Source organism: Pseudomonas putida (assembly GCF_003228315.1).
Taxonomy (GTDB): domain Bacteria; phylum Pseudomonadota; class Gammaproteobacteria; order Pseudomonadales; family Pseudomonadaceae; genus Aquipseudomonas; species Aquipseudomonas putida_S.
This window is the reverse complement of sequence record NZ_CP029693.1, coordinates 5897436-5919681: the sequence shown is the minus strand read 5'-3', so window position 1 is coordinate 5919681 and position 22246 is coordinate 5897436. Positions and strand designations below refer to the sequence as shown.

Annotated in this window: 19 protein-coding genes; 5 read left to right on the top strand and 14 right to left on the bottom strand. The window is 59.1% G+C overall.

Annotated features, from left to right (window positions below):
• Position 1: 1 nt before the first annotated feature.
• Positions 2-4825 (bottom strand): NEL-type E3 ubiquitin ligase domain-containing protein, encoded by a 4824-nt coding sequence (locus tag DKY63_RS27730; RefSeq protein WP_110967041.1) that lies wholly within the window; start codon positions 4823-4825, stop codon positions 2-4.
• 296 nt (positions 4826-5121) lie between these two features.
• Between DKY63_RS27730 and DKY63_RS27725 the strand changes: the two genes are divergently transcribed.
• From DKY63_RS27725 to DKY63_RS27710, 4 genes are all read left to right on the top strand, one after another.
• Positions 5122-6894: an N-acetylglutaminylglutamine amidotransferase gene (locus DKY63_RS27725; RefSeq protein ID WP_110967040.1), complete on the top strand. Its 1773-nt coding sequence runs from the start codon at positions 5122-5124 to the stop codon at positions 6892-6894.
• Between the two features lie 3 nt (positions 6895-6897).
• Positions 6898-8649, top strand: coding sequence for an N-acetylglutaminylglutamine synthetase (gene ngg / locus DKY63_RS27720; protein WP_110967039.1), 1752 nt, complete (start codon positions 6898-6900; stop codon positions 8647-8649).
• A gap of 155 nt (positions 8650-8804) precedes the next feature.
• On the top strand, positions 8805-9995 hold the full coding sequence (locus DKY63_RS27715) for an osmoprotectant NAGGN system M42 family peptidase (protein WP_110967038.1): 1191 nt from the start codon (positions 8805-8807) through the stop codon (positions 9993-9995).
• A gap of 182 nt (positions 9996-10177) precedes the next feature.
• Positions 10178-10405 (top strand): YheU family protein, encoded by a 228-nt coding sequence (locus DKY63_RS27710; RefSeq protein WP_110967037.1) that lies wholly within the window; start codon positions 10178-10180, stop codon positions 10403-10405.
• Here the strand turns inward: DKY63_RS27710 and csrA are convergent.
• From csrA to DKY63_RS27695, 3 genes are all read right to left on the bottom strand, one after another.
• On the bottom strand, positions 10394-10585 hold the full coding sequence (gene csrA, locus DKY63_RS27705; protein ID WP_110967036.1) for a carbon storage regulator CsrA: 192 nt from the start codon (positions 10583-10585) through the stop codon (positions 10394-10396). The genes DKY63_RS27710 and csrA overlap by 12 nt on opposite strands.
• A 154-nt stretch (positions 10586-10739) precedes the next feature.
• Positions 10740-11072 (bottom strand): YnfA family protein, encoded by a 333-nt coding sequence (locus DKY63_RS27700; RefSeq protein ID WP_059406827.1) that lies wholly within the window; start codon positions 11070-11072, stop codon positions 10740-10742.
• A gap of 64 nt (positions 11073-11136) precedes the next feature.
• Positions 11137-11952: an SDR family oxidoreductase gene (locus DKY63_RS27695; protein ID WP_110967035.1), complete on the bottom strand. Its 816-nt coding sequence runs from the start codon at positions 11950-11952 to the stop codon at positions 11137-11139.
• Between the two features lie 269 nt (positions 11953-12221).
• Between DKY63_RS27695 and DKY63_RS27690 the strand changes: the two genes are divergently transcribed.
• Positions 12222-12380, top strand: a complete 159-nt coding sequence (locus DKY63_RS27690; RefSeq protein WP_170948722.1) for a DUF3309 family protein — start codon at positions 12222-12224, stop codon at positions 12378-12380.
• 59 nt (positions 12381-12439) lie between these two features.
• On the opposite strand, the gene DKY63_RS27685 is transcribed toward DKY63_RS27690, so the two are convergent.
• The 10 genes from DKY63_RS27685 to DKY63_RS27640 all read right to left on the bottom strand — a co-directional run bounded on the left by DKY63_RS27685 (position 12440) and on the right by DKY63_RS27640 (position 22078).
• Positions 12440-14539, bottom strand: coding sequence for an LTA synthase family protein (locus DKY63_RS27685; RefSeq protein WP_110967034.1), 2100 nt, complete (start codon positions 14537-14539; stop codon positions 12440-12442).
• A 368-nt stretch (positions 14540-14907) separates the two neighbouring features.
• Positions 14908-15513, bottom strand: coding sequence for an START domain-containing protein (locus DKY63_RS27680; protein WP_110967033.1), 606 nt, complete (start codon positions 15511-15513; stop codon positions 14908-14910).
• Positions 15514-15554: 41 nt separating this feature from the next.
• Complete coding sequence (locus DKY63_RS27675) at positions 15555-15809, bottom strand: YkgJ family cysteine cluster protein (protein ID WP_110967032.1); 255 nt, start codon at positions 15807-15809, stop codon at positions 15555-15557.
• A 165-nt stretch (positions 15810-15974) separates the two neighbouring features.
• Entirely contained in the window at positions 15975-16463 is a 489-nt protein-coding gene (locus DKY63_RS27670) for a translation initiation factor 2 (protein ID WP_110967031.1), read from the bottom strand.
• 99 nt (positions 16464-16562) lie between these two features.
• On the bottom strand, positions 16563-18002 hold the full coding sequence (locus DKY63_RS27665; RefSeq protein ID WP_110967030.1) for a PLP-dependent aminotransferase family protein: 1440 nt from the start codon (positions 18000-18002) through the stop codon (positions 16563-16565).
• A gap of 202 nt (positions 18003-18204) precedes the next feature.
• Positions 18205-19017 (bottom strand): OmpA family protein, encoded by an 813-nt coding sequence (locus DKY63_RS27660; protein ID WP_110967029.1) that lies wholly within the window; start codon positions 19015-19017, stop codon positions 18205-18207.
• Positions 19014-19370 (bottom strand): DUF4398 domain-containing protein, encoded by a 357-nt coding sequence (locus DKY63_RS27655; protein WP_110967028.1) that lies wholly within the window; start codon positions 19368-19370, stop codon positions 19014-19016. Before DKY63_RS27655 ends, DKY63_RS27660 begins: the two co-directional genes overlap by 4 nt.
• A 9-nt stretch (positions 19371-19379) precedes the next feature.
• Positions 19380-20195, bottom strand: coding sequence for a substrate-binding periplasmic protein (locus tag DKY63_RS27650; RefSeq protein ID WP_110967027.1), 816 nt, complete (start codon positions 20193-20195; stop codon positions 19380-19382).
• Between the two features lie 201 nt (positions 20196-20396).
• Entirely contained in the window at positions 20397-21326 is a 930-nt protein-coding gene (locus DKY63_RS27645) for an electron transfer flavoprotein subunit alpha/FixB family protein (RefSeq protein ID WP_110967026.1), read from the bottom strand.
• A 2-nt stretch (positions 21327-21328) separates the two neighbouring features.
• Positions 21329-22078 (bottom strand): electron transfer flavoprotein subunit beta/FixA family protein, encoded by a 750-nt coding sequence (locus tag DKY63_RS27640; protein ID WP_110967025.1) that lies wholly within the window; start codon positions 22076-22078, stop codon positions 21329-21331.
• Positions 22079-22246 lie beyond the last annotated feature (168 nt).

Below are 22246 nucleotides of genomic sequence, written 5' to 3'. Positions count from 1 at the left end.
CTCAATCCAGAGCGAAGCAGCTGTTTGACTCTTCGGCCCTCATGGCCGCCTGGGTCAAACGCTCCAACAAGTCGGTCTGCGCCTTTTGCATTTCATCCATGATGCCGTCTACCTGCTGGCGATACTGATCACCTAGCTTCGCCTGGTCATCGAAGGCCGTTTCCATGCGCTGGTGAAAGGGCTCGGCAAGGTCGGCAAACTGCTTACCATGGTGCTCGCGCATAAAGTCGACCCAAAACGTGCGCCCACTCAGATACTTCAACAGTTCGGGGGAGTGCTGTGCTGCGAGGACTCTGCCGTAGGCGGTGTCCAGGTCTGAGGATTTCACGCCACTGAGTGATGCATATCGCATGTGCCGTGGCTGCCCGATCAGGTCGAGTCTTTCGGCCAGCCCGGTGCGATAGGCCAGTTCCACCTCGACCGGATCAAGCCTGGGTTCGTTCTTGATATGCTCCTGGGCGATCCTGGCGAGGTAGTCCAGCTTGAACAGGCTGCGCCCCAACCCGAGCAAGCGGGCAGCCCGATCCTGAGCATTGGCTGACTCTCGAATCACCTTGTCGATTTCGACGGCCACTTCAAGATTGCTGAAGATCGTCGCCGCAGAATCAGCGCAGTTGGATTTCACCGCCATCGACAGCAATTGCTCGCGCAATGCCGAATCCTTCCCGGTTGCCTCGATGACGCTCCAGACCCGTCGAGTCATGTCTTCGCGCACATAGCGACTATCGGCCGTGCTTCCTGCTTCTGCCAATAATCTGAAGAAACCATCCGAAGCGGGTTCGTTCTTCAATGCGATCCATGCCTGGTTGCGACTGGTATAGCCTTGTTCTCGCGAGTCAGGCATCCACAGGTCCCTGGCCATTTGCTCATTGATCACCGCCGCATCATTTTCGTGGTAGCCCATCCCCAGGCCTGTGGTGTCACGATAAGCCTTCAATTTCGCCGCGCTCTGCGTGGACAACGGGTTATGCCGCAGATTGATCGACTCGGAAAATCGTCGCGGCATCGTGAACAGCCAGTCGGGCAGATTCGCAATTTCGTTGCCCCGCAGATCCACCATGTCCAGGTACGGCAAGCGACTGAGCCCCAACGGCAACTCGGTTGCGTGTGTATCTCTCAGAAACAGACCTTGCAGATCAAACATCTTGCTGACATCAACCGTCGCCCCCAAGCGATTGCCACTGAGCGACAAGGTTCGCAATTCACGCATGTCCGCCAGCTTGCGCAGCGTATGTTGGGTCAGCACCAGCTGATTATCGTTCAGGCTCAGGTGCTCAAGGTTGGGCATGTACGAAAGCGCTTCGGGCAAGCGCGTGAGTTTGTTCCCGTCCAGTTCCAGCCGGGTCAATCCTTTGAAGGGCCTGAGGAAGTAAGCCAGTTCATCACCCGCGTCCATGTCCTTGATCGAGAGATGACGGACATGGGCGACATCCTGTTCGGTCAGTGCTGGCAACGGTCCCGCCGGGTTGCGCTCCAGCTTGAGCGTGGTGAATGGCTGATCATGCGGCAGGCGTGTCGGCTCGACCCGACGCCAGCTGTTTTCAATGGCACTGGCCACCTGACGACGGTTGCTGCGCACATCGCTGATACGCCCCGGCACTGTGGCCATTTGCACGGTGTCATCGCGCCAGGCATGCAGCAACTGACGCAGCTTTTTCAGTTGTTGCTCAAGCTCCCGGATTCGATTCACCCGCTGCATCAGGGTGCTGCCGGCCCCGTCGAGAAACGCCGAAACCTGGGTTTCAGTAAGCAGTGGATAAAGTTTTCTGACTTTACGAATCAGGCCCCTTGAATAAGAGCCTGTGGCAGGGCTATCCGCCTGTATACAGGCCATAAGGTGTTTCGGTGTCACCAGGCGCTCGCCCTGCAACACTCGCGCGACGTGAGCCGGATCGCCAGCGGCAGCCTTGACCAGCCTCGATCGCAGCATCGGGACATCTAGCGCATCTTCTCCAGTGAGTCCCATTTGGGTGCGCTGAGTGGAAGTCAATGCATCCAGTATCGCCTCAAGCAGCGTTTCGCTCGTCAGCGTGGAAGATACGTTGCCTGTGCGATGGGTGACCTTATAGCCGGTGGTCATTTTCACGATGACCGCTCGCGACTGCGCATCAGCCTCACCCACGCTGTCCAGCAAGGCACCGGTCTCTGACCCCTGTCGCAGTTCAAGTCGATAGCCGTCACTCCAGCCTTGCACCCTGTCCATCAATCCGAGCGTCAGTCTGTCGCTGTCAGCATTGGCCAGTTGCGGCAGGTGCAGCCCCGTGAGCGCACGATCTTGCCGTAATGTGGCCTGCGCTTCCCTGACTTGCCGGGCGAGATCCGATCCAAGGATCTTGCGATCATGCAGAAAGCTGCGATCCCTGCCCGAAGCGTTAGCCAACAACTCCTCGCAGACGCGGGTGGGCAGGCCAGCGGCGTGTTCGCGCAGTGCGGCCAGGTCACCGATGGCGGTGCCATCATGAGTTTTATAGAGCCACTCAAATAATGGCCGGCGATTACTCTTGAGACTGGTGGCGATCTTCTTTGCCAACCGCTGCGATTTGGACTCAGTGATCGTACTGCCGATCAGGTCCTCGACCTCGTTGGGCTTGAGACCACCGATGACCGTATCAAGCAGTTGCCCTGCTTCAAGCTGTGCCTCGGATACATGCACACAGTTGACCTCGTCTTCTATCGGTGCCGTTTCCGGAAACAGTGAAACGATCGCCTCTTCCTTGTCGACTACTGCGATAAAACGCTCCGTCGGCCAGCCGGGCAACCCCGGCAGCGAATGCAGTTGTTCCTGGACAAAATCCGTGTTTACTGTCTCTCCCCGCTCCATCGCCGCAACCATCGCGGTGATGCGCCGGTCGATTTTGAAGCGTTCGACGCAGTCATTCAGTCGCGCCGGTAACTTGAGGTTGCTTTCGTCGAGCCAGTGCAACTTGTCAGGCGTGATGTCGGTGATGTCGGCAATCTTCTCCAGATCACTGCCGAGCTCACTCAGGAGCGGATTCGTACGCTCCAACGCATAAGCACCACTGTGCCACTCATGCGCGTGTTCATGGACATGCTTCCAGCCGCCCTCCACGTTTCGTTCGACGGCAGGCTGGAACGCTTCGCCACGAACAGGATGGTTAATGATCCATGGCGTCCCCGCGCCTTTGCGCATGACACGATAGGGCGCGCCCTCCATGACGATCGAGGTCTGACCTGCATGCTGGTAAAGCCCTTGCGAATCGGGTTGCAAATCAGCCGGCAACGTCGTGATTTGCTTATAGGGTTCGAGGTCGGGTTTCCATAATCTTGTTTTGCCATCCGTACGAGTGACGGCCTCGAGACCGTCGAAGAATGCCTGCTGCTCTTTCACCCTTGTGCTGATGGCTGTCGAAATAATCTTGCTGCCTGCCGCAAACGCCGCCATTTGCGCAAGGTTTTCCACCACGTTCAACAAGTGGGACAACGCCTCGGTTCGCTCGCCGTGTGTCCAGTCGACCACACCCTCGTAGACCTCGCTGACGATGTCGACGACAGCTGTCAGCAACATCAATTGGCCAATGGCAGGGACGAAAAACGAGGCGGCGTTTAACAGCAAAAGCCCCCCACTCAACAACACCTGAAGGGTTTTTTCCCGTTGTTGCTCATCGACCTCTTCGGTCGGGACAGCCAGGATCCGCGCGTCTTCTTGAATCGTGCTGACAAAAGCGCTGAAGAGAAAATCGGCAACGCAGGTGTCGGCCGGACCGGCAGCCAGCACCCCCAGGGTCTTGCCACTATCAAAGCGCGTGAAGAAATCGGTTTTATCGTGGCCATGCAGATACTGCTCGGCGAAGGTTTTTCTGTAGCTTGTGCTTTGCAGATGGAGGGTGAGATAGGCCTTGAAATCATCCAGCGAGGCGTATTCGAAAAGCGGTCGCCGAGGCTCGTTCGGCATGTAAACCACGCACCGGGCTTTCGGCCGGGTATCGATGGATACCTTGGTAAACACCAGTGCGCCACAGAGGCAGGCGTCATCGATCATCAGACCTTGCCAAAGCACCGGCCCGCCATCGAACAAGGCATTCCTGGTCTGGGCCGCTGGAACATCCTGTTCGATCACACTGAGCAGCATCGTATAAACGGCGGGCGTGATGTCCTTTTTCAGATGAGCCATGTGAAGGGCCACCAGCATGTCCAGCACCTTCAATCGTCGGATGTCGGCAGCGCTGGCCTTGTTGTCGACAAGTCCCCCCTTTGCGGGTTTGGCCGGCAATGCCAGGGCCTGACTGATATGACGTTGATACCTGGCCCCCAAATCGAGGTCGCGACAGTGTTTTGCGAATTTTTCCGGTGGTATTTCAGTCCCTGACTGAATCTTTGCGTCAATGCGTATTACTGCGTCCACTGGAGGTACGCCGCCGTTAGCTTCCTCTGCCGTGAAATTTTCCATGGCTGCCTGAAGCAGGCTGCGTGAGTGGGTGGTCTCTTCAGCCAGAACGCCTAACGGCAAAAGTCCGGTCGATGAATACTTTCTTGTAGTGATCTCCAGTGTGTCGCGCTCGACATCGAAACCGACGGTCCATTTACCCTTGAGAAAGACGGTCAGTTGCTCTTTACAGAATTCATCCAGCGGCTTGAGCTTTTCGAGCGCCACTCGAGCCTTGTCTTGAGCCATGAATAATTGCTGGAACGTGATGTTCAGCGCCTGTACCACTTTCAGGTCCGTAGTCGCCAACCACTGTGGAATAGACGCTTTCAGTGCTTCTGCCTTGTCCAGATCACCGGTGTGCTCCAGCAGAACTTCGAGGTGTTGTGCAGCTGAAATTGGCGCTGTCGCCGGGATGGGCTTGGGCGTTTGGGGGAGCATGAGCAATATCCTTATTGCGTTGAGAAGTGCTCAGTCTATGAAGCCGGGCCGGTCATGAATAATTCGAATACCGGGTGCAACCGGAGCCCATCCAAGCAACTACTCCCATGCATCCCACGATTAACTACCGCCCTCGCACTGCGCACCTGTGCCACGCCCGCCATTTACCCTTGCGCCGTTGCTTATAACCGATCGGTCTAAAACTCCGGTTACCGAGGCGGGTCAGTTTCTGAGTACCCGCCATTTTGGCCGGGTATCGATTGACCCTCCCCAACGGAAAAACCGGTAAGGAATTTATGTGCGGATTAGCTGGCGAGTTACGTTTTGATCATCAACCTGCAGACCTTGCAGCCATTGAGCAAATCACCCATCACCTGGCACCACGCGGCCCTGACGCCTGGGGTTTCCACAGTCAGGGACCGATTGCCCTGGGCCATCGGCGCCTGAAAATCATGGACCTGTCGGATGCCTCGGCGCAGCCGATGATCGACCATCAATCGGGTCTTTCCCTGGCCTTCAACGGCGCGATCTACAACTTCCCGGAACTGCGCACCGAGCTGGAAAGCCTGGGTTATGCCTTCTATTCCGGTGGCGACACCGAGGTGCTGCTCAAGGGCTTCCACGCCTGGGGTGAGGCGCTGCTGCCGAAACTCAACGGCATGTTCGCGTTCGCCATCTGGGATCGCGATGCCCAACGCCTGTTCATCGCCCGCGACCGCCTCGGCGTCAAGCCGTTGTATCTGTCGCGCACCGGCCAGCGCCTGCGTTTTGCCTCGTCTCTTCCGGCGTTGCTCAAGGGCGGTGATATCAATCCGATCCTCGATCCGGTCGCGCTCAATCACTACCTGAGTTTTCACGCCGTGGTCCCCGCACCGCGCACCTTGCTGGCTGGCATCGAAAAGCTGCCACCGGCGACCTGGATGCGCATCGAGGCGGACGGCACCACCGAACAACAAACCTGGTGGACCCTGCCCTACGGCCCGCGCGCCGACGAGATGAACCTGACGCTGGAAGACTGGCGCGATCGCGTCCTCGACAGCACCCGCGAGGCGGTGGCGATTCGTCAGCGTGCGGCAGTGGATGTGGGTGTGCTGCTGTCCGGCGGCGTCGATTCCAGCATGCTGGTCGGACTGTTGCGTGAAGTCGGTGTGGAAAACCTCTCGACCTTCTCCATTGGCTTCCAGGATGCCGGCGGCGAACGCGGCGATGAATTCCAATACTCGGACCTGATCGCCAAGCATTACGGCACGCAGCACCATCAATTGCGTATCGATGAAAAAGAGATCATCGAACAACTGCCCGCCGCGTTCCGCGCGATGAGCGAACCGATGGTCAGCCATGACTGCATCGCCTTCTACCTGCTGTCTCGGGAAGTGGCCAAGCACTGCAAAGTGGTGCAAAGCGGCCAGGGTGCCGACGAGTTGTTTGCCGGTTACCACTGGTACCCGCAGGTCGACGGTGCCAGCGATCCGTACGCCGCTTATCGGGAGGCGTTTTTCGACCGCAGCTACGACGACTACGCCGCCACCGTGCAGCCGAAATGGCTGACCGCGAATGACGCCGCCGGCGACTTCGTGAAGGAACATTTCGCACAACCTGGCGCCGATGCGGCGGTGGATAAGGCCTTGCGCCTGGACAGCACGGTGATGCTGGTGGACGACCCGGTCAAACGCGTCGACAACATGACCATGGCCTGGGGCCTGGAAGCGCGTACGCCGTTTCTCGACTATCGCCTGGTGGAGCTATCGGCTCGGGTGCCTGGCAAATTCAAACTGCCGGACGGTGGCAAGCAAGTGCTAAAGGAAGCCGCGCGGCTGGTGATCCCCAGCGAAGTGATCGACCGCAAGAAAGGTTACTTCCCGGTGCCCGGACTCAAGCACCTGCAGGGCGAGACGCTTAACTGGGTGCGCGAACTGCTGCTCGATCCGAGTCAGGATCGCGGTCTGTTCAACCCGGCCATGCTCGATCGCCTGTTGACCGATCCGCAAGGCCAGTTGACCCCGTTGCGCGGTTCCAAGCTGTGGCAACTGGCGGCCCTGAACCTGTGGCTCAGCGAACAAGGAATCTGATCGATGAAACCTCACGCTACGGCCATCAGCCAGCGTTTGCTGCGAGGTCAGACGCCTTCCTACGAACGCTTGCAGGCGCGTCTTGCCGAAGACGGCAGCGAACTCGGTGCCGCCCCAATCGCCGTGCATTGCGGCTGGGGCCGGTTGCTGATCGGCCACACCTTCTCCGATGCGGCCAGTCTCGCCCGGGAGTTGCTCAACGAGCAGCCCGGTGAACGCGACATCGCGCTGTACGTCGCCGCACCCCAGCAAGTGCTGGGGCTGGAACCCACCCAGTTGTTCCTCGACCCATCGGACACCTTGCGCCTGTGGTTCAGCGACTACCGCCAGGCCACCCGGGTGTTCCGCGGCTTTCGCATTCGCCGCGCGCAAAGCGAGGCGGACTGGCAGGCGATCAACCAGCTGTATCAGGCGCGCGGCATGCTGCCCATCGATGCGACCCTGCTGACCCCGCATCACTCGGGTGGCCCTGTGTACTGGCTGGCCGAGGACGAGGACAGTGGCGCGGTGATTGGCAGCGTCATGGGTCTCAACCATCGCAAGGCCTACAACGATCCAGAGAACGGCAGCAGCCTGTGGTGCCTCGCGGTCGATCCGCACTGCTCACGGCCGGGCGTTGGCGAGGTACTGGTACGGCACTTGATCGAACACTTCATGAGTCGCGGTCTGAGTTACCTCGACCTGTCGGTGCTGCACGACAACCGTCAGGCGAAAAATCTCTACGCCAAGCTCGGTTTTCGCACCCTCTCGACCTTTGCCATCAAGCGCAAGAACGGTATCAATCAGCCGCTGTTTCTCGGCCCCGGTCCGGAAGCCGAATTCAATCCTTATGCACGAATCATCGTTGAGGAAGCCCATCGGCGCGGTATCGATGTGCAGGTGGATGACGCCGATGCCGGGATGTTCACCCTCAGTCATGGCGGTCGCCGGGTGCGCTGCCGCGAATCCCTCAGCGACCTGACCAGCGCTGTCAGCATGACCTTGTGCCAGGACAAAAGCCTGACTCATAAAGTACTCAAGGCCGCCGGCCTGAACCTGCCGGCTCAGCAATTGGCGGGTAATGCCGATGACAACCTGGCGTTTCTCGACGAGCACCATCGGGTGGTGGTCAAGCCACTGGACGGTGAACAGGGGCATGGGGTGGCTGTGGATCTGCGCACCATCGAAGACGTCCAGCAAGCCATTGAAGCGGCCCGTCGATTCGACAACCGCGTTCTGCTGGAGAGCTTCCACGAAGGTCTCGACCTGCGGATTCTGGTGATCGGGTTTGAAGTGGTCGCCGCCGCGATTCGACGGCCGGCGGAGGTGGTGGGCGATGGTCAGCACTCGATAGGCGCGCTGATTGAAGCCCAGAGCCGACGGCGTCAGGCGGCCACGGGCGGCGAGAGCAGAATCCCGCTGGACCACGAGACGCAGCGCACCTTGCATGACGCGGGTTATGACTACAGCAGCATTCTGCCGGCGGGCGAGCATTTGTTCGTACGCCGTACGGCGAATCTTCATACGGGCGGGATACTTGAGGATGTCACCGCAATCCTGCACCCGACGTTGGTGGATGCCGCGGTGCGTGCCGCGCGGGCGCTGGACATTCCCATGGTCGGCCTCGATCTGATGGTGTCTGCCGCCGATCAGCCAGAGTACGTTTTTATCGAAGCCAACGAACGTGCGGGACTGGCCAACCATGAACCGCAACCGACGGCCGAGCGGTTTGTGGATTTGTTGTTTCCGCATAGTCAGTCGGTGGCCTGCAAGTGATGTGGTGTCTGCACCGGCCCCTTCGCGAGCAGGCTCGCTCCTACATTGGATCGCAGCTCCCTGTAGGAGCGAGCCTGCTCGCGATGGCGGCCTGACAGGCAACAACAATCCTCCTCATCGAAACCATCGATGTGCTCAACCCATCAGGAGTTTCCATGACCAGTAAATTCCCAGAGCCGGACCTGACTTACCTGCAAAAAGTCCTGCTGGAAATGCTCGCCATTCCCAGCCCCACCGGGTTCACCGACACCATCGTGCGCTATGTCGCCGAACGCCTTGAAGAACTCGGTATTCCTTTCGAAATGACCCGCCGCGGTACAATCCGCGCCACTCTCAAAGGCAAGAAAAACAGCCCGGACCGCGCGGTTTCAGCACACCTGGACACCATTGGCGCCGCCGTGCGTGCGATCAAGGACAACGGCCGCCTGACTCTCGCCCCCGTGGGCTGCTGGTCCAGTCGTTTTGCCGAGGGCAGTCGGGTGAGCCTGTTCACCGACAACGGTGTGATCCGTGGCAGCGTGTTGCCGCTGATGGCTTCCGGGCACGCCTTCAACACCGCCGTGGATGAAATGCCGATCAGTTGGGACCACGTTGAACTGCGTCTGGACGCCTACTGCGCGACCCGTGCCGATTGCGATTCGCTGGGGATCAGCGTCGGTGATTTCGTCGCCTTCGACCCGTTGCCGGAGTTCACCGAAAGCGGCCACATCAGTGCCCGTCACCTCGACGACAAGGCCGGTGTCGCGGCACTGCTGGCGGCGTTGAAAGCCATCGTCGACAGCGGCGAAACGTTGTCGATCGACTGTCATCCGCTGTTCACGATCACCGAGGAAACCGGCAGCGGTGCGGCGGCGGCCCTGCCATGGGACGTCAGCGAATTCGTCGGCATCGACATTGCACCGGTCGCGCCCGGTCAGCATTCCAGCGAGCACGCCGTGAGCATCGCGATGCAGGACTCCGGCGGGCCGTATGACTATCACTTGTCACGGCATCTGCTGCGCCTGGCCAGCGACAATGAATTGCCCGTGCGTCGCGACCTGTTCCGCTACTACTTCAGCGATGCCCATTCGGCGGTGACCGCCGGCCATGACATCCGCACCGCCCTGCTCGCCTTCGGCTGCGATGCGACCCACGGCTATGAACGCACGCACATCGACAGTCTTGCAGCGCTAAGCCGTCTACTCGGTGCTTACATCCTGAGCCCACCGGTGTTCGCCAGCGATGCGCAACCGGCCACGGGTTCGCTGGACCGGTTCAGTCATCAGCTCGAACATGACACGCAGATGGAGAGTGATACGCGGGTACCGTCGGTGGACAGTCTGGTGGGGCAGCGGTCGGATAACTGATCGGGGATTTCTGTCGTCGGAAAAATCGCCATCGCGAGCAGGCTCGCTCCCACAGTTAGCCGCGACCCCCTGTGGGAGCGAGCCTGCTCGCGATGGCGGCGTATCAGACAACACATCAACCCCAGGCTAGCCGCAAAACAACATTCGCCGTAGCATCCCGACATTGTTTCCCCGAGGTGCCTATGCTGATTCCCCACGACCAACTTGAAGTCGATACCCTGACCCGCCTGATCGAAGACTTTGTTACCCGCGACGGTACCGACAACGGCGACGATACGCCGCTGCAAACCCGCGTACTGCGGGTGCGCCAGGCGTTGATCAAGGGCCAGGCACTGATCGTCTTCGACCCGGAAAGCGAGCAATGCCAGTTGATGCTTAAGCACGACGTGCCCAAACATCTATTCGACTGATTTTTCCTTTTTCGGCTCCTTGCGCTGGATCCGCTCGTAAATCTCCGATCGGTGCACATTGACGCTGCGCGGCGCCTCGACGCCAAAACGCACGCTGTTTCCATCAACAGCCAAAACGCGTATGGAGATGCTGCCGCCGATTGAAATCAATTCACCCACACCGCGACTGAGTACTAGCATGACCTTCGTCCTTCAGGATTACCGAACCTTGAAGATGCCCGGCCCCTGGCAGCGCTTCAAGGCAACGGCTGTAATCCAGAACGGACTGACAGGCTGCGACCAGACCTCCTGACGGAAACGTCTGACAGGTCGCGTTAAATGCAGGACGGATCCTTCAGGAAGCGGAAAAACGCGGGCCGAAAAGGATGACACTGGCCCCGATCACGCAAAGCGCCACGCCGATCCAGTCCGAGCCCAGCGGACGGATCCGCTCGACCACCGCCAGCCAGCCAATCGACGCAATGATGTAGATGCCGCCGTAAGCCGCGTAGGCACGACCGGCATAAGTGGCCTCGACGCGAGTCAGCAGCAGGGCGAACAAGGTCAGGCTGAGCAGCGCTGGCACCACCCACCAAACGCTTTTGCCCTGGCGCAGCCACATCCAGAAGGCGAAACAGCCGGCGATTTCAAACAGCGCGGCGAGGAAGAACCACAGGTAATTAAGCATGCGAGCGTCTCGTCAGGATTGCCATTGGCGGCCACCCTAACGAGGCTGTCGCTGCGGGGCAAGTTCAGCCCGCGGTTTGCTTGGCCTTGGCGCGCATCTTGTCGGCCATGACGGTCATTTCGTTGTACAGCAGCTGTGGGTTCTTCTGCTTGAGTGCCCAGGCCATGCGGCCCTGTTCGTGAGGCAGAATCATGAACTCACCGGCGGCGACCTGTTGGTAGATGTAGTCAGCAATATCAGCCGCACTGATCGGCGAGCTTTCCAGCAACTTGCCAACCTGCGCTTTCATGGCTGGGGTCGGACCACGGAAGGAGTCCAGCAGGTTGGTCTGGAAGAACGATGGGCAGACCACATGCACGCCCACTTCCTGGTGCGCCAGCTCAATCAGCAGGCTTTCGGACAACGCCACCACACCGGCCTTGGCCACGTTGTAGTTGCTCATGGCCGGGCCTTGCATCAGTGCCGCCATGGACGCGATGTTGATGATCTTGCCTTTGCTCGCCTCCAGCAGTGGCAGGAAGGCCTTGCAGCCCTTGACCACGCCCATCAGGTTGATCGCGATCTGCCAGTCCCAGTCCTCCAGGGACAACTCACTGAAAAAACCGCCCGACGCTACGCCGGCATTGTTAACGATCACATCGATGCCGCCGAACTTCGATTCACAAGCCTGGGCGAAAGCCGTCAATTGGCTGTAGTCACGCACATCGCAACGCTGGATGAAACCGTCGCCACCGGCTTCGCGGACCAGCTTCAGGGTTTCCTGCAAGCCTGGCTCGCTGACATCGGACAAGGCCAGTTGCCAGCCTTCACGCGCCCAGCGCAGCGCGATTTCGCGACCCAGGCCGGAGCCCGCACCAGTGATCATCATGCGATTTTGCATAGCAAACAGCCTTGTTGTTCCGGGGAAGATGCGCCTGAGTGTAGCGAAGGACATTGCCCGACCCACGCTCCATCAGATTGCTGAATGGCCCGAGCAAAACGTCGGCAACTAGCGCTTGCGCAACGAATTAATCCGATGTTCGAAAAACATGAAAAAAACTTGGAATTTTCTTCGAAGCGCGGCAGTCGGAATTTTTAAGCAGCTCGAATTAATCGCATTCCCGCTGACCATTAACAACTCGGTCATTCCTGACTACTTACAGCAAGGAAATAGACATGGGCACAATTCTACTCATCATTCTGATCCTGTTACTGATCGGTGGCCTGCCGGTCTTCCCGCACTCCAGAAGCTGGGGTTATGGACCCTCCGGTATCATCGGCGTGGTGTTGGTAGTGATATTGATCCTGTTGTTGCTCGGCAAGATATGAAGTTTCCAACCGCAAAAAAAGAGGCCCTTGAAAGGGCCTCTTTTTATTAACGCGGGTACTTAGTCCGGCTTGCCGTCGACAACACCGGCGGTGTTATCGAGCAGGCTCTTGGTTGCCGTTTGCAGGAACGATTCCAGCTTGGTGCGCATTTCCGCGGTACGCGGTGCATCCGGGATGACCTCGGCATGCGGGTTGGCGCCCAGCTCGTAGGCGTACATCTTCGGTGCCATGTCCTTGTCTTTCGGCAACACCAGGATCTGGTCCGCCGTCACGATGGCCGTGGTCTGCTCGCTACCCGATGGCTTGATCACGCCAAAGCCGGTATCGCCTTCCGGCAGGTTGAGCAGATCGCGACCCCAGCACTGGTGACGTACTTCGCCACCGATACGGCCCATGATGGTCGGCACGATGTCGACCTGAGTGCCGACGGTGTGGTCAAGCTTGCCGAATTTTTCCTGGATGCCCGGGGCGATCATCAGCATCGGCACGTTGAAACGGCCCAGGTCCATTTCGGTGATCTGGCGCTCGTTGCCGAAGCCGTGGTCGCCGACGATGACAAACAGGGTTTCCTTGAAGTACGGCTCCTTGCGGGCTTTCTCGAAGAACTGACCCAGTGCCCAGTCGGCGTAACGCATGGCCGTCAAGTGCTCGTTCAGGCTGCCACGATCGGTCACGCGCTCGACCGGCAATGGCGTCGGCAAGGCGTATGGCGTGTGGTTGGACAGGGTTTGCAGCAGGGCATAGAACGGTTTCTTGTCCTTGCCGTCGCGGGCTTTGAGCTCTTCCAGGCCACGGTTGAACATGTCCTGGTCGGACACACCCCAGGTCGGGTCGGAGAACACCGGGTTGACGAAGTCGTTACGTCCGACGAAGTTGGTCATCCCCTGGTTGCTGAAGAAACCGGACTGGTTGTCCCAGGCGAAGTCGCCGTTGTAGACATACACGTCGTCGTAGTGACGGGCGCTGAGCAACTGCGGCAGGCCGGACAGTTTGTGGCTGCCTTCCGGTGTCTGCATCAGGTATTCGAAACCCGGCAGGTTCGGGAAGCATGCCATGGTGGCGAACATGCCCTGGTGGGTGTGGGTACCGTTGGAGAAGAAGCGGTCGAACAGCAGGCCTTCCTTCGACAGTTGGTCCAGGTACGGGGTGATGTTACCCGGGCCGCCCAGCGCGCCCACCGAGTGACCGGCCATGCTTTCCATCAGGATCACGACAACGTTCTTGATCGGCAGGGTCTTGTCGGCCGGCGGCGTATAGTCGCGACGTACTGCCGCGGTCTCGCTGTCCACCAGCTTCTCGTCCTTCATCACCAACATGTCGCGCACGGTCTGCTGCGCCTGCGGTTGTGGCAACGTGGCTTTCCAGATGTTGTCGCGATCTTCGGACATCCGGCTCTTCGCCGCCGTCGCCAGGGACAGCGTGCCGTTGAGACCCAGCTGGTTGGCGAAGTTGGAATCGGTGGTGTAGGCGTCACCCCAACGCATTGGCGGGCCCTGACGCAGGGTGCCACGGGCTGCGACCACGCAGATCACCAGGCAGACCACGAACACTGCAACACGCGTGTACCAAGGGGCGACCTGCCGGGCATTGATGCTGCCGCCGCTGAAAGGACCACGTGGACGGGTCGCGCGGTCCGCGCCCTTGAAGGCAAGGCTGAGGATCCAGGTGCCCACGGCCCAGGCCAGCAGGTAGCGAACCACCGGGAAACCGTACCAGAGCATGCTCATCACGGTTTTCGGGTCTTCCTTCACATACTGGAAGACCAGGCCGTTCAGGCGCTGGTGGAACTCACGGTAGAAATCCATCTCCATCAGGCCCAGGAACAGGGTGATGCTGGAGGCCACGGTCAGCCAGAAACGGAAAAAGCCGCGCGCCGCCATGGCCCGGGCACTGAACAGCGCCAGCAGCAACGGAACGCTGAGGTACACCACCAGACGCAGGTCGAAACGCAGGCCGTTGGCGAACGCTTCGACAAAGGTCGAGGCCGGCGTGTCGAGGATCATCTCGCGGTTGTAGACCAGCAGCGCGACGCGCAGCAGGCTGAACATGACCATCATGACCAGGGCACACAACAAGGTGTAGGCCAGATGCGATTTGACGGTCGGTTGCAGCAGGCGACTAGAAGCTCGCTGCTGATTCAGGGCGTCCGGAATTGCCATGTCGTTTTAGGACCCATTGGAAGTTGAAGTTTCAAAAATGCAGCTGCGCCCTGCCCTCTGTTGGCCAATTACCTGGCCCCGGGGTTTGCGCGGTGCGCAAATGTTGCACGATCAATCAAGGCATTGCCATTGATTACTGTTCGATCATGCCAACGCGCGCGAATTGTCTTGGAGGCTTCGTGAAAATTTCGTACAGCGAATATTCAGAAACACAATAAAGGGTGCTGGCTGAATGCAGGCTGTAGGAATGGAGTAGGAGCTTTGTAGGAGCTGTCGAGCGCAGCGAGGCTGCGATCTTTTGATGGTTAAAAGCAAGATCAAAAGATCGCAGCCTGCAGCAGCTCCTACAAGAGGAGGTGTGTCGGGATTTACTTCTCGGCCAGCGCCTTGAGGTTTTTCAAGGTATTGAACGGCGCATCGACCACAAACTTGTTGGCAACCATCGACGGCACGCTGCCACCCGGTTCGGTGTGCACCTGATAGGTCACTTTGACCTGATCACCCTGAGGCTCGAACTTCCAGAAGCCATCGACCTTGGCCACCCGCACAAAGCCTTTTTCTTCAGGAAGGTACTTGGGCACGCCTTCGAGCTTGCGGGTCAGGCTGCCGTCGGCGCCTGCGATGGTGGTGACATGCAGTATCGAATCACGCGGAGTGACCGGCCAGGGTGTATTGAACTGGGTGTAGGTCCAGCTTTGATCGCCTTCGTGCTTGAGCAGTTTCTGGGTCTTGCATTCGTGAATCCAGGCACAGGCACCGGCCACGTCTTCCTGCAACGCGCGCAGCTTGGCCACGGTGGTCTTCATCAGAACGACGCCCTGGTAAGCCTTGTAATCGGAGCCGGCTACCTCACTCAGGGACACCTTGATGCCGTCTTCGTTCTTGGCGACTTTCCAGTCTTCGGCCTGGGCAACCGAAGTGGCCAGAACCGCCGTCAACCCACACAACACAGCTAAACGATGCAGCGAACCCATAGTTTTATTCCTTATTGTTGAAGTTCCGTTCGTCGAACACATCACGCCGCCGTCATTTGCTCCCACCAGCCAATCAACCGGATGGCTTCTTCACTGCTGTTGCCGCACACCTCTGCGTCCGCCTTGAACCCCGAGCAAACCGCCGGGCGCTCGGGCTGGCCGAAAATATTGCACAGATTTTCGGCAGACAATTGCACACAACGCTCCCCGGCTGGCTTGCCCAAGGGCATGCCGGGGATGGCTGAACTGATGGATGGGGCTATGCAACAGGCGCCACAGCCTTCACGGCATTTCATGACGACAAGCTCCTCGCGACGGGCGATGTGTGAAAGGACGGGGCACAGAGTAACCGCTTAAACAGTTGTTTTAAATTACCGAACGGAGGGTTTTTACCTGTAAGCAGGTGTGACCGGGCAGTCTCCGACAAAGCGTCTGGTCCGCGGCTCGCGGTCCGGTGTCATTTACCGCTTGAATTCGAACTCCAGTGCCGCGCCTTCGACTTCACGACGCTCTTCATTGCGCAGTTGCAGCTGCATTTCGTTGCTGATCAGGCGTCCATTGAGCTGAAACCCACTGCTGCCGGTCTTGTCGCCGAACATTTGCGGCAACACCGGATCGCGTTTGGGCAAGGGTACGGTGCCAACAGGTTCCAGTTCGTCGACCATGTCCCGGGGAAGACTCAAGTCGAGTTTGGCGGGAGGAAGCTGGGTCTTGACCACCTCGCTGGCCGGCTTCGACTTGGAGGCCACCGGTGGTCGTTTTTTGACGACAGCAGCCGGTTTTTTGGCCGGGGCTGCTTTTTTGGCGGGTGCGGCTTTGGCGGGTGCGGTTTTTTTCGAGGCCGTGCTGGTGGCCGGCTTGTCCTGAACGGACGCGGCCAAAACGGTGATAGGTTGGATGCTGACTGACAGGCAGATCAATAACCAGGCGGCAGGGAAAATCGGTTTCATGGACTCAACGGCGCACTCGGCGCAAACGATACAGAGGCCATATGCTCGCCTGTTGCACGTGACATGACAAGCGTGGTCAGGCAAAGCCCGCCCACGGGGTCACAGGCCGATGGCCGTCTCCTGGCAAAGTTGGGTAGCCAGCATGCCCAGGGTCATCAAGGCACGTTCGGCTTCCCGGTTCCAGGGAATGCCGCAGTTGAGCCGGATACAGTGATTGAACTGCTCGGTATTACTGAAAATCAGACCCGGCGCAATGCTGATGCCCTGCTGCAAGGCTCGCACATGCAACTCCTGGGTATTGACCCTTCCCGGCAGGCTCACCCACAGAATGAAACCACCGGTTGGCCGGGTCATTTGCGTGCCTTCGGGGAAATACTGCTGCACCGCCAGCTGGAAGGCGCTGAGGTTCTTGCGATATTCCTGACGGATGTAGCGCAAGTGCCGGTCGTAACCGCCATTCTCCAGATAGGCAGCGATGCCCATTTGCGTGACGCTGCAGGCCGAATGGGTACTGAAGGTTTGCAGGCGCTGGATTTCCTGCTGAAACTTGCCGGCAATCATCCAGCCGATCCGCACACCCGGCGACAAGGTTTTGGAGAAGCTCGAGCAATAAATCACCCGGTCCAGCCGGTCATACGCCTTGAGCGCCTTGGTACGGCCCTGCTCGAACATCAGTTCGCCATAGATATCGTCCTCGACGATTTGGATGTCGAAATCCGACGCCAGGCGCAACAACTGTTTCTGCCGCTCTTCGGGCATGGTGCCGCCCAAAGGGTTGCTCAGCCGGGTGGTCAACACCAGTGCCTTGATCGACCACTGATTGGCCGCCAGCTGCAAGGCCTCAAGGCTCATGCCCGTGGCGGGATCACTGGGGATCTCGATGACCTTCAGACCCAACAGATCGGCCAGTTGCAGTAAACCGTAATAGGTCGGCGACTCGGCAGCGATCAGATCCCCTGGACGGGTCAGCACTCGCAGGGACATCTGCAAGGCATCGACGCAACCGTGGGTGATCACCACTTCCGAGGGGTCCACCACCACGCCGGCATCGCGCATGCGAATCGCCACTTGCCGGCGCAGCGGCTCGAAACCGGGGCTGAACATGTAGCTGAAGGCACGAGGGCTGTGGAAACGGGTGACTTTGGCCAATTGCTGATGCAGCGCCCGAACCGGCAGGTAATCGACACTCGGCACCGCCGCGCCCAACGGAAACACCCCTTCCCGGCGGGACTCGACCAATACCTGCTGGATGATGCTACTGCGCGTGACCAGACCGGGACGCTCCACCCGGGCAATGTCCGGAGTCGGCGCGGTCAGGGCCGGCGTCTGGTGTACGTAGTAACCCGACTGCGGCCGGGCACGGATCAACCCCTGGTCCTCGAGGTTGGCATAGGCCTGCAAGACCGTGGCATGACTGACATTGAGCTGCGAGCTCATCTTGCGCACCGAAGGCACGCGCTCCCCCGGTTGATAGACCCCGCGACGGATGTCTTCAGCCAGCTGTTGAGCAATACGTTGGTAGAGCAGGAGGTTGGTCATGACGCAGCACTCGATTTCACAGGCATTTTATTCTTGTAGGAAACGATACCGGAACAGTTAGGAAGTGTACTGGGACAGTTATCACAATAGTCGACCATACAGTGCAGTGTCAGCAAAAAACTGTACTGTTTTGCCAACGAGTTGGCAGGCACAAAAAAGCCCGGCACTGCATGACAGGCCGGGCTTTCCAGAGACGCAGCCCTTAGCGGGCGGCGCCGAGCTGGCCTTTTTCGTCCGAAAACACGATTTCCACCCGCCGGTTCTGAGCGCGTCCGCGCTCGGAAGCGTTGGCGTCCACTGGGTACTCATCACCGTACCCCTCGACCTGAATACGCTTGTCGTCGATGCCCAGGTCCATCAGCACGTCCGCCACCGATTGCGCACGGTCACGGGACAGCTTGAGGTTTTCCTGCTTGCCGCCGGTACTGTCGGCATAGCCTTCGATGCGCACCACACGCTTGGGATTGAGCTGGAGGAACTGCACGATCTTCAACACCACGCGGTTGGCGGAGTTTTTAAGTTCTGCCTCACCGGTATCGAACAGCACATCGCCCAAGGTCATGACCAGGCCACGATCAGTCTGGGTGGTGGCCAGCGCCACGATCTGCTCTTCGAGCCATTTGCCTTGCTGTTGTACGCTGAACAGCTTGGATTCGCGCAACGCCAGTTGCAGGCGCTGGCGTTCCAGTTCGAGCTTGGCTGCGCGCTCTTCATTGAGCACCTGATTGGTGTGCTCCCTGGCGATTTCGCTGTAACGCTGGCTCAGGTAGGCGTAATGCGCCACATCCGAGCCGCTGCCCCAATAGGAGGACAGGCGATCGGCACGGGCCAGGGACTCACCGGCGCGAATGACATCCTTGGGGGCAATTCGCAATACATTGGAGTCTTCCTTGACCTTCTGGAAGTCGGCCCCGGCCTGCTGCAACGCCGCTTCACTGTGTTGACCGGCGCAGCCGTAAAGGCTCGCGCAACCTGCCAGGATCAAACCACCGATCACCTTGGAGCCGAGGTTCATTGGGCATCTCCCACTTGCTTGCGCAGACGGGCGATGCGGGTATTGAGCACGTTCACCTGTTCCTCGCTCTTGAGGGTCAGGACCTTCGCCTCGGCCAGGCGCGCATCCAGTTCGGCCTGCTCGGCCCGCATGCGCGCGTTCTTGAAGGATTGATCGGCCATGCTGCCCTTGGCACGATTGTACTTTTCTTCCGCCAGCTTCATTTCCGGCACGTCATCGGCGCTGGCACCCACGGCCTTGGCTTGTTCAAGCGCCTGCGCGGTAAGGCGCATCTGTTCATTGGGGGCTGGATCGGTTGCGCAACCCGCCAGAGCCAGAACGGCCAGGGCAGCGAAAAGAGGTCGAATACTCACTAAGAATCCCTACTGTTTTGGGGTACTGACAGGCTGTTTCTGCTGTGTATTCCAGCGCTCGATATTGCGTTGCAACACAGCCTCCGTCAGTCCGGACGCGGGCAATTCTGTCATCTTTTTGGCCAGCTGTCCGCGCAACCACGGATCGTTGCAGGCCGAGTTGTGGGAAAGCGCCAGAAACAATCCCGGCTTGTCGACGGGTTGTGCGCGAGCGATCAGGTCATTGGCCATGCCCAGGGTTTGCGCCATGGCCATGCCGGAGTATCGACCTGCCAGGACAAACTCCACTTCGCCCAGCAGCAACTTCTGGAAGGCCTGGGTCAGGTTGGGTGTGCGAATGACCGACAGTTGCTGCTGGGTAAACGCGGCAAATTCCGCAGTCAGCCTGGACTTTTCCGACAGGGCACCGACATGGCCGTGCAAATCCTGTACGTCGTTGTAAATCAATGGCGAGTCCTTGCGAGTCCAGACCAGGTAGTCATTTTCCAGCAACGGTGGATGTATGTAGTCCAGGGATTCCAGCTCGCTCACTGTCAGCGGGGTATCAGCCAACATGTCCATCCGGCCGCTGCGCACTTCCTCCAGGGCCTGGGAACGTTTGCCGGCATAGAGCAGCTCGACCTTGATGCCCAGTTCCCCCGCCACTTGTTGCAACAGGTCGGCGCTGGCACCGATCAGGTGTTTGGGATTTTGCGGGTCTTGCCAGAGGTAGGGTGGTGCATCCGGACTGCCGGTGACCACCAATCGCTCGCACTTGCCTGCGGCATTCGACAATGCGGGCAACAACACTAATCCCAGCAAGCTGAACGCAAGGCGAAAATCCATGGCGATACACTCCCGATCAAATCTGGTGATGTCCACTGTAGGAGCGAGCCTGCTCGCGATGGTTTCAAACGCGCCGCGTTTCGCCTGAATGCACGCGTCAACGTTAACGACCATCGCGAGCAGGCTCGCTCCTACAGGGATACGAAAAGCAAAAAAAAGCCCGACCAAAAGGTCGGGCTCTTTATAAGTGAAGCTGCCGGCTTAAACCAGCTGCTCCAGCTCAGGGATGGCTTCGAACAGGTCCGCCACCAGGCCGTAATCGGCCACCTGGAAGATTGGCGCTTCTTCGTCCTTGTTGATCGCAACGATCACTTTGGAGTCTTTCATGCCCGCCAGGTGCTGGATCGCGCCGGAGATACCGACGGCGATGTACAGCTGTGGCGCAACGATCTTGCCGGTCTGACCGACCTGCATGTCGTTCGGTACGAAACCTGCGTCGACCGCGGCGCGGGAAGCGCCCACGGCAGCGCCCAGCTTGTCGGCCAGGGCGTACAGGTGTTTGAAGTTGTCGCCATTCTGCATGCCGCGGCCGCCGGAAACGACGATCTTGGCAGCGGTCAGTTCCGGACGATCGGACTTGGCCAGTTCTTCGCCAACGAAGCTGGAGATGCCAGCATCGTGAGCAGCAGCAACGGATTCAACCGAAGCCGAACCACCTTCAGCGGCAACCGGGTCGAAACCGGTGGCGCGCACGGTGATCACTTTGACCGCAGCGTTCGACTGAACGGTAGCGATGGCATTACCGGCATAGATCGGACGCTTGAAGGTGTCAGCGCTTTCGACCGAGATGATTTCGGAGATCTGGTCAACGTCCAGTGCAGCGGCAACGCGCGGCAGGATGTTTTTGCCGTTGGAAGTGGCGGCAGCCAGGATGTGGCTGTAGCCCTTGCCCAGTTCTGCAACCAGAGGAGCGATGTTTTCCGGCAGCTGATGCGCGTAAGCGGCGTTGTCAGCGTTCAGGACCTTGCTCACGCCAGCGACTTTTGCAGCGGCTTCAGCCACGGCGCCAGCGCCTTGGCCGGCAACCAGAACGTGAATGTCGCCGCCGATTTTGGCAGCGGCAGCAACGGTGTTCAGCGTGGCCGCAGCCAGCGCTTTGTTATCGTGTTCAGCGATTACCAAGATAGTCATGATTAGATTACCTTCGCTTCGTTTTTCAGTTTCTCGACCAGTTCAGCCACCGACTTGACCTTGATACCCGCGCTGCGTGCAGCAGGCGCTTCGACTTTCACGGTCTTGTTGGTGGAGGCGGTGGAAACGCCCAAAGCGTCCGGAGTCAGCGTCTCGAGAGGCTTCTTCTTGGCTTTCATGATGTTTGGCAGGGACGCGTAGCGCGGCTCGTTCAAACGCAGGTCGGTGGTAACGATCGCCGGCAGTTTCAGGGAAACGGTTTGCAGGCCGCCGTCGATCTCACGGGTAACAGCTACGCTGTCGCCGCTGATCTCAACCTTGGAGGCGAACGTGCCCTGACCGTAGCCGCTCAATGCAGCCAGCATCTGGCCAGTCTGGTTGTTGTCGCTGTCGATGGCTTGTTTACCAAGGATCACCAGCTGAGGCTGTTCCTTGTCGACAACGGCCTTCAGCAGTTTGGCAACGGCCAGGGAAGTCAGGTCTTCGGCGGATTCGACGAGGATGGCGCGGTCGGCACCCAGAGCCAGTGCGGTACGCAGTTGCTCCTGAGCGGTGGACGGGCCTACGGAGACGACGACGATTTCAGACGCAACGCCTTTCTCTTTCAGGCGTACGGCTTCTTCCACAGCGATTTCGCAGAATGGGTTCATCGACATCTTGACGTTGGCAAGATCGACGCCGGAATTGTCCGCCTTGACGCGGACCTTGACGTTGTAATCCACAACGCGTTTGACAGCTACAAGAACCTTCATGGATTCCTCGTTACTCTCCGGTGAAAAGAAAGTCGCCTAGGCGAACCTGGCGGTTGATGCTCATCGGGCCCAAGGGCACCTCCAAAAACGCCGGCATGTGTGTCAAGCGACCATCACTCATGATGCCCTTGACCATTCGTCAGGAGTGACCACCGGGTCATTCAATAT

Coding starts and splice junctions, on each gene's coding strand:
- DKY63_RS27730 (WP_110967041.1), bottom strand. CDS start 4,825: ATGCTCCCCCAAACGCCCAAGCCCATCCCGGCGACAGCGCCAATTTCA.
- DKY63_RS27725 (WP_110967040.1), top strand. CDS start 5,122: ATGTGCGGATTAGCTGGCGAGTTACGTTTTGATCATCAACCTGCAGAC.
- ngg (WP_110967039.1), top strand. CDS start 6,898: ATGAAACCTCACGCTACGGCCATCAGCCAGCGTTTGCTGCGAGGTCAG.
- DKY63_RS27715 (WP_110967038.1), top strand. CDS start 8,805: ATGACCAGTAAATTCCCAGAGCCGGACCTGACTTACCTGCAAAAAGTC.
- DKY63_RS27710 (WP_110967037.1), top strand. CDS start 10,178: ATGCTGATTCCCCACGACCAACTTGAAGTCGATACCCTGACCCGCCTG.
- csrA (WP_110967036.1), bottom strand. CDS start 10,585: ATGCTAGTACTCAGTCGCGGTGTGGGTGAATTGATTTCAATCGGCGGC.
- DKY63_RS27700 (WP_059406827.1), bottom strand. CDS start 11,072: ATGCTTAATTACCTGTGGTTCTTCCTCGCCGCGCTGTTTGAAATCGCC.
- DKY63_RS27695 (WP_110967035.1), bottom strand. CDS start 11,952: ATGCAAAATCGCATGATGATCACTGGTGCGGGCTCCGGCCTGGGTCGC.
- DKY63_RS27685 (WP_110967034.1), bottom strand. CDS start 14,539: ATGGCAATTCCGGACGCCCTGAATCAGCAGCGAGCTTCTAGTCGCCTG.
- DKY63_RS27680 (WP_110967033.1), bottom strand. CDS start 15,513: ATGGGTTCGCTGCATCGTTTAGCTGTGTTGTGTGGGTTGACGGCGGTT.
- DKY63_RS27675 (WP_110967032.1), bottom strand. CDS start 15,809: ATGAAATGCCGTGAAGGCTGTGGCGCCTGTTGCATAGCCCCATCCATC.
- DKY63_RS27670 (WP_110967031.1), bottom strand. CDS start 16,463: ATGAAACCGATTTTCCCTGCCGCCTGGTTATTGATCTGCCTGTCAGTC.
- DKY63_RS27665 (WP_110967030.1), bottom strand. CDS start 18,002: ATGACCAACCTCCTGCTCTACCAACGTATTGCTCAACAGCTGGCTGAA.
- DKY63_RS27660 (WP_110967029.1), bottom strand. CDS start 19,017: ATGAACCTCGGCTCCAAGGTGATCGGTGGTTTGATCCTGGCAGGTTGC.
- DKY63_RS27650 (WP_110967027.1), bottom strand. CDS start 20,195: ATGGATTTTCGCCTTGCGTTCAGCTTGCTGGGATTAGTGTTGTTGCCC.
- DKY63_RS27645 (WP_110967026.1), bottom strand. CDS start 21,326: ATGACTATCTTGGTAATCGCTGAACACGATAACAAAGCGCTGGCTGCG.
- DKY63_RS27640 (WP_110967025.1), bottom strand. CDS start 22,078: ATGAAGGTTCTTGTAGCTGTCAAACGCGTTGTGGATTACAACGTCAAG.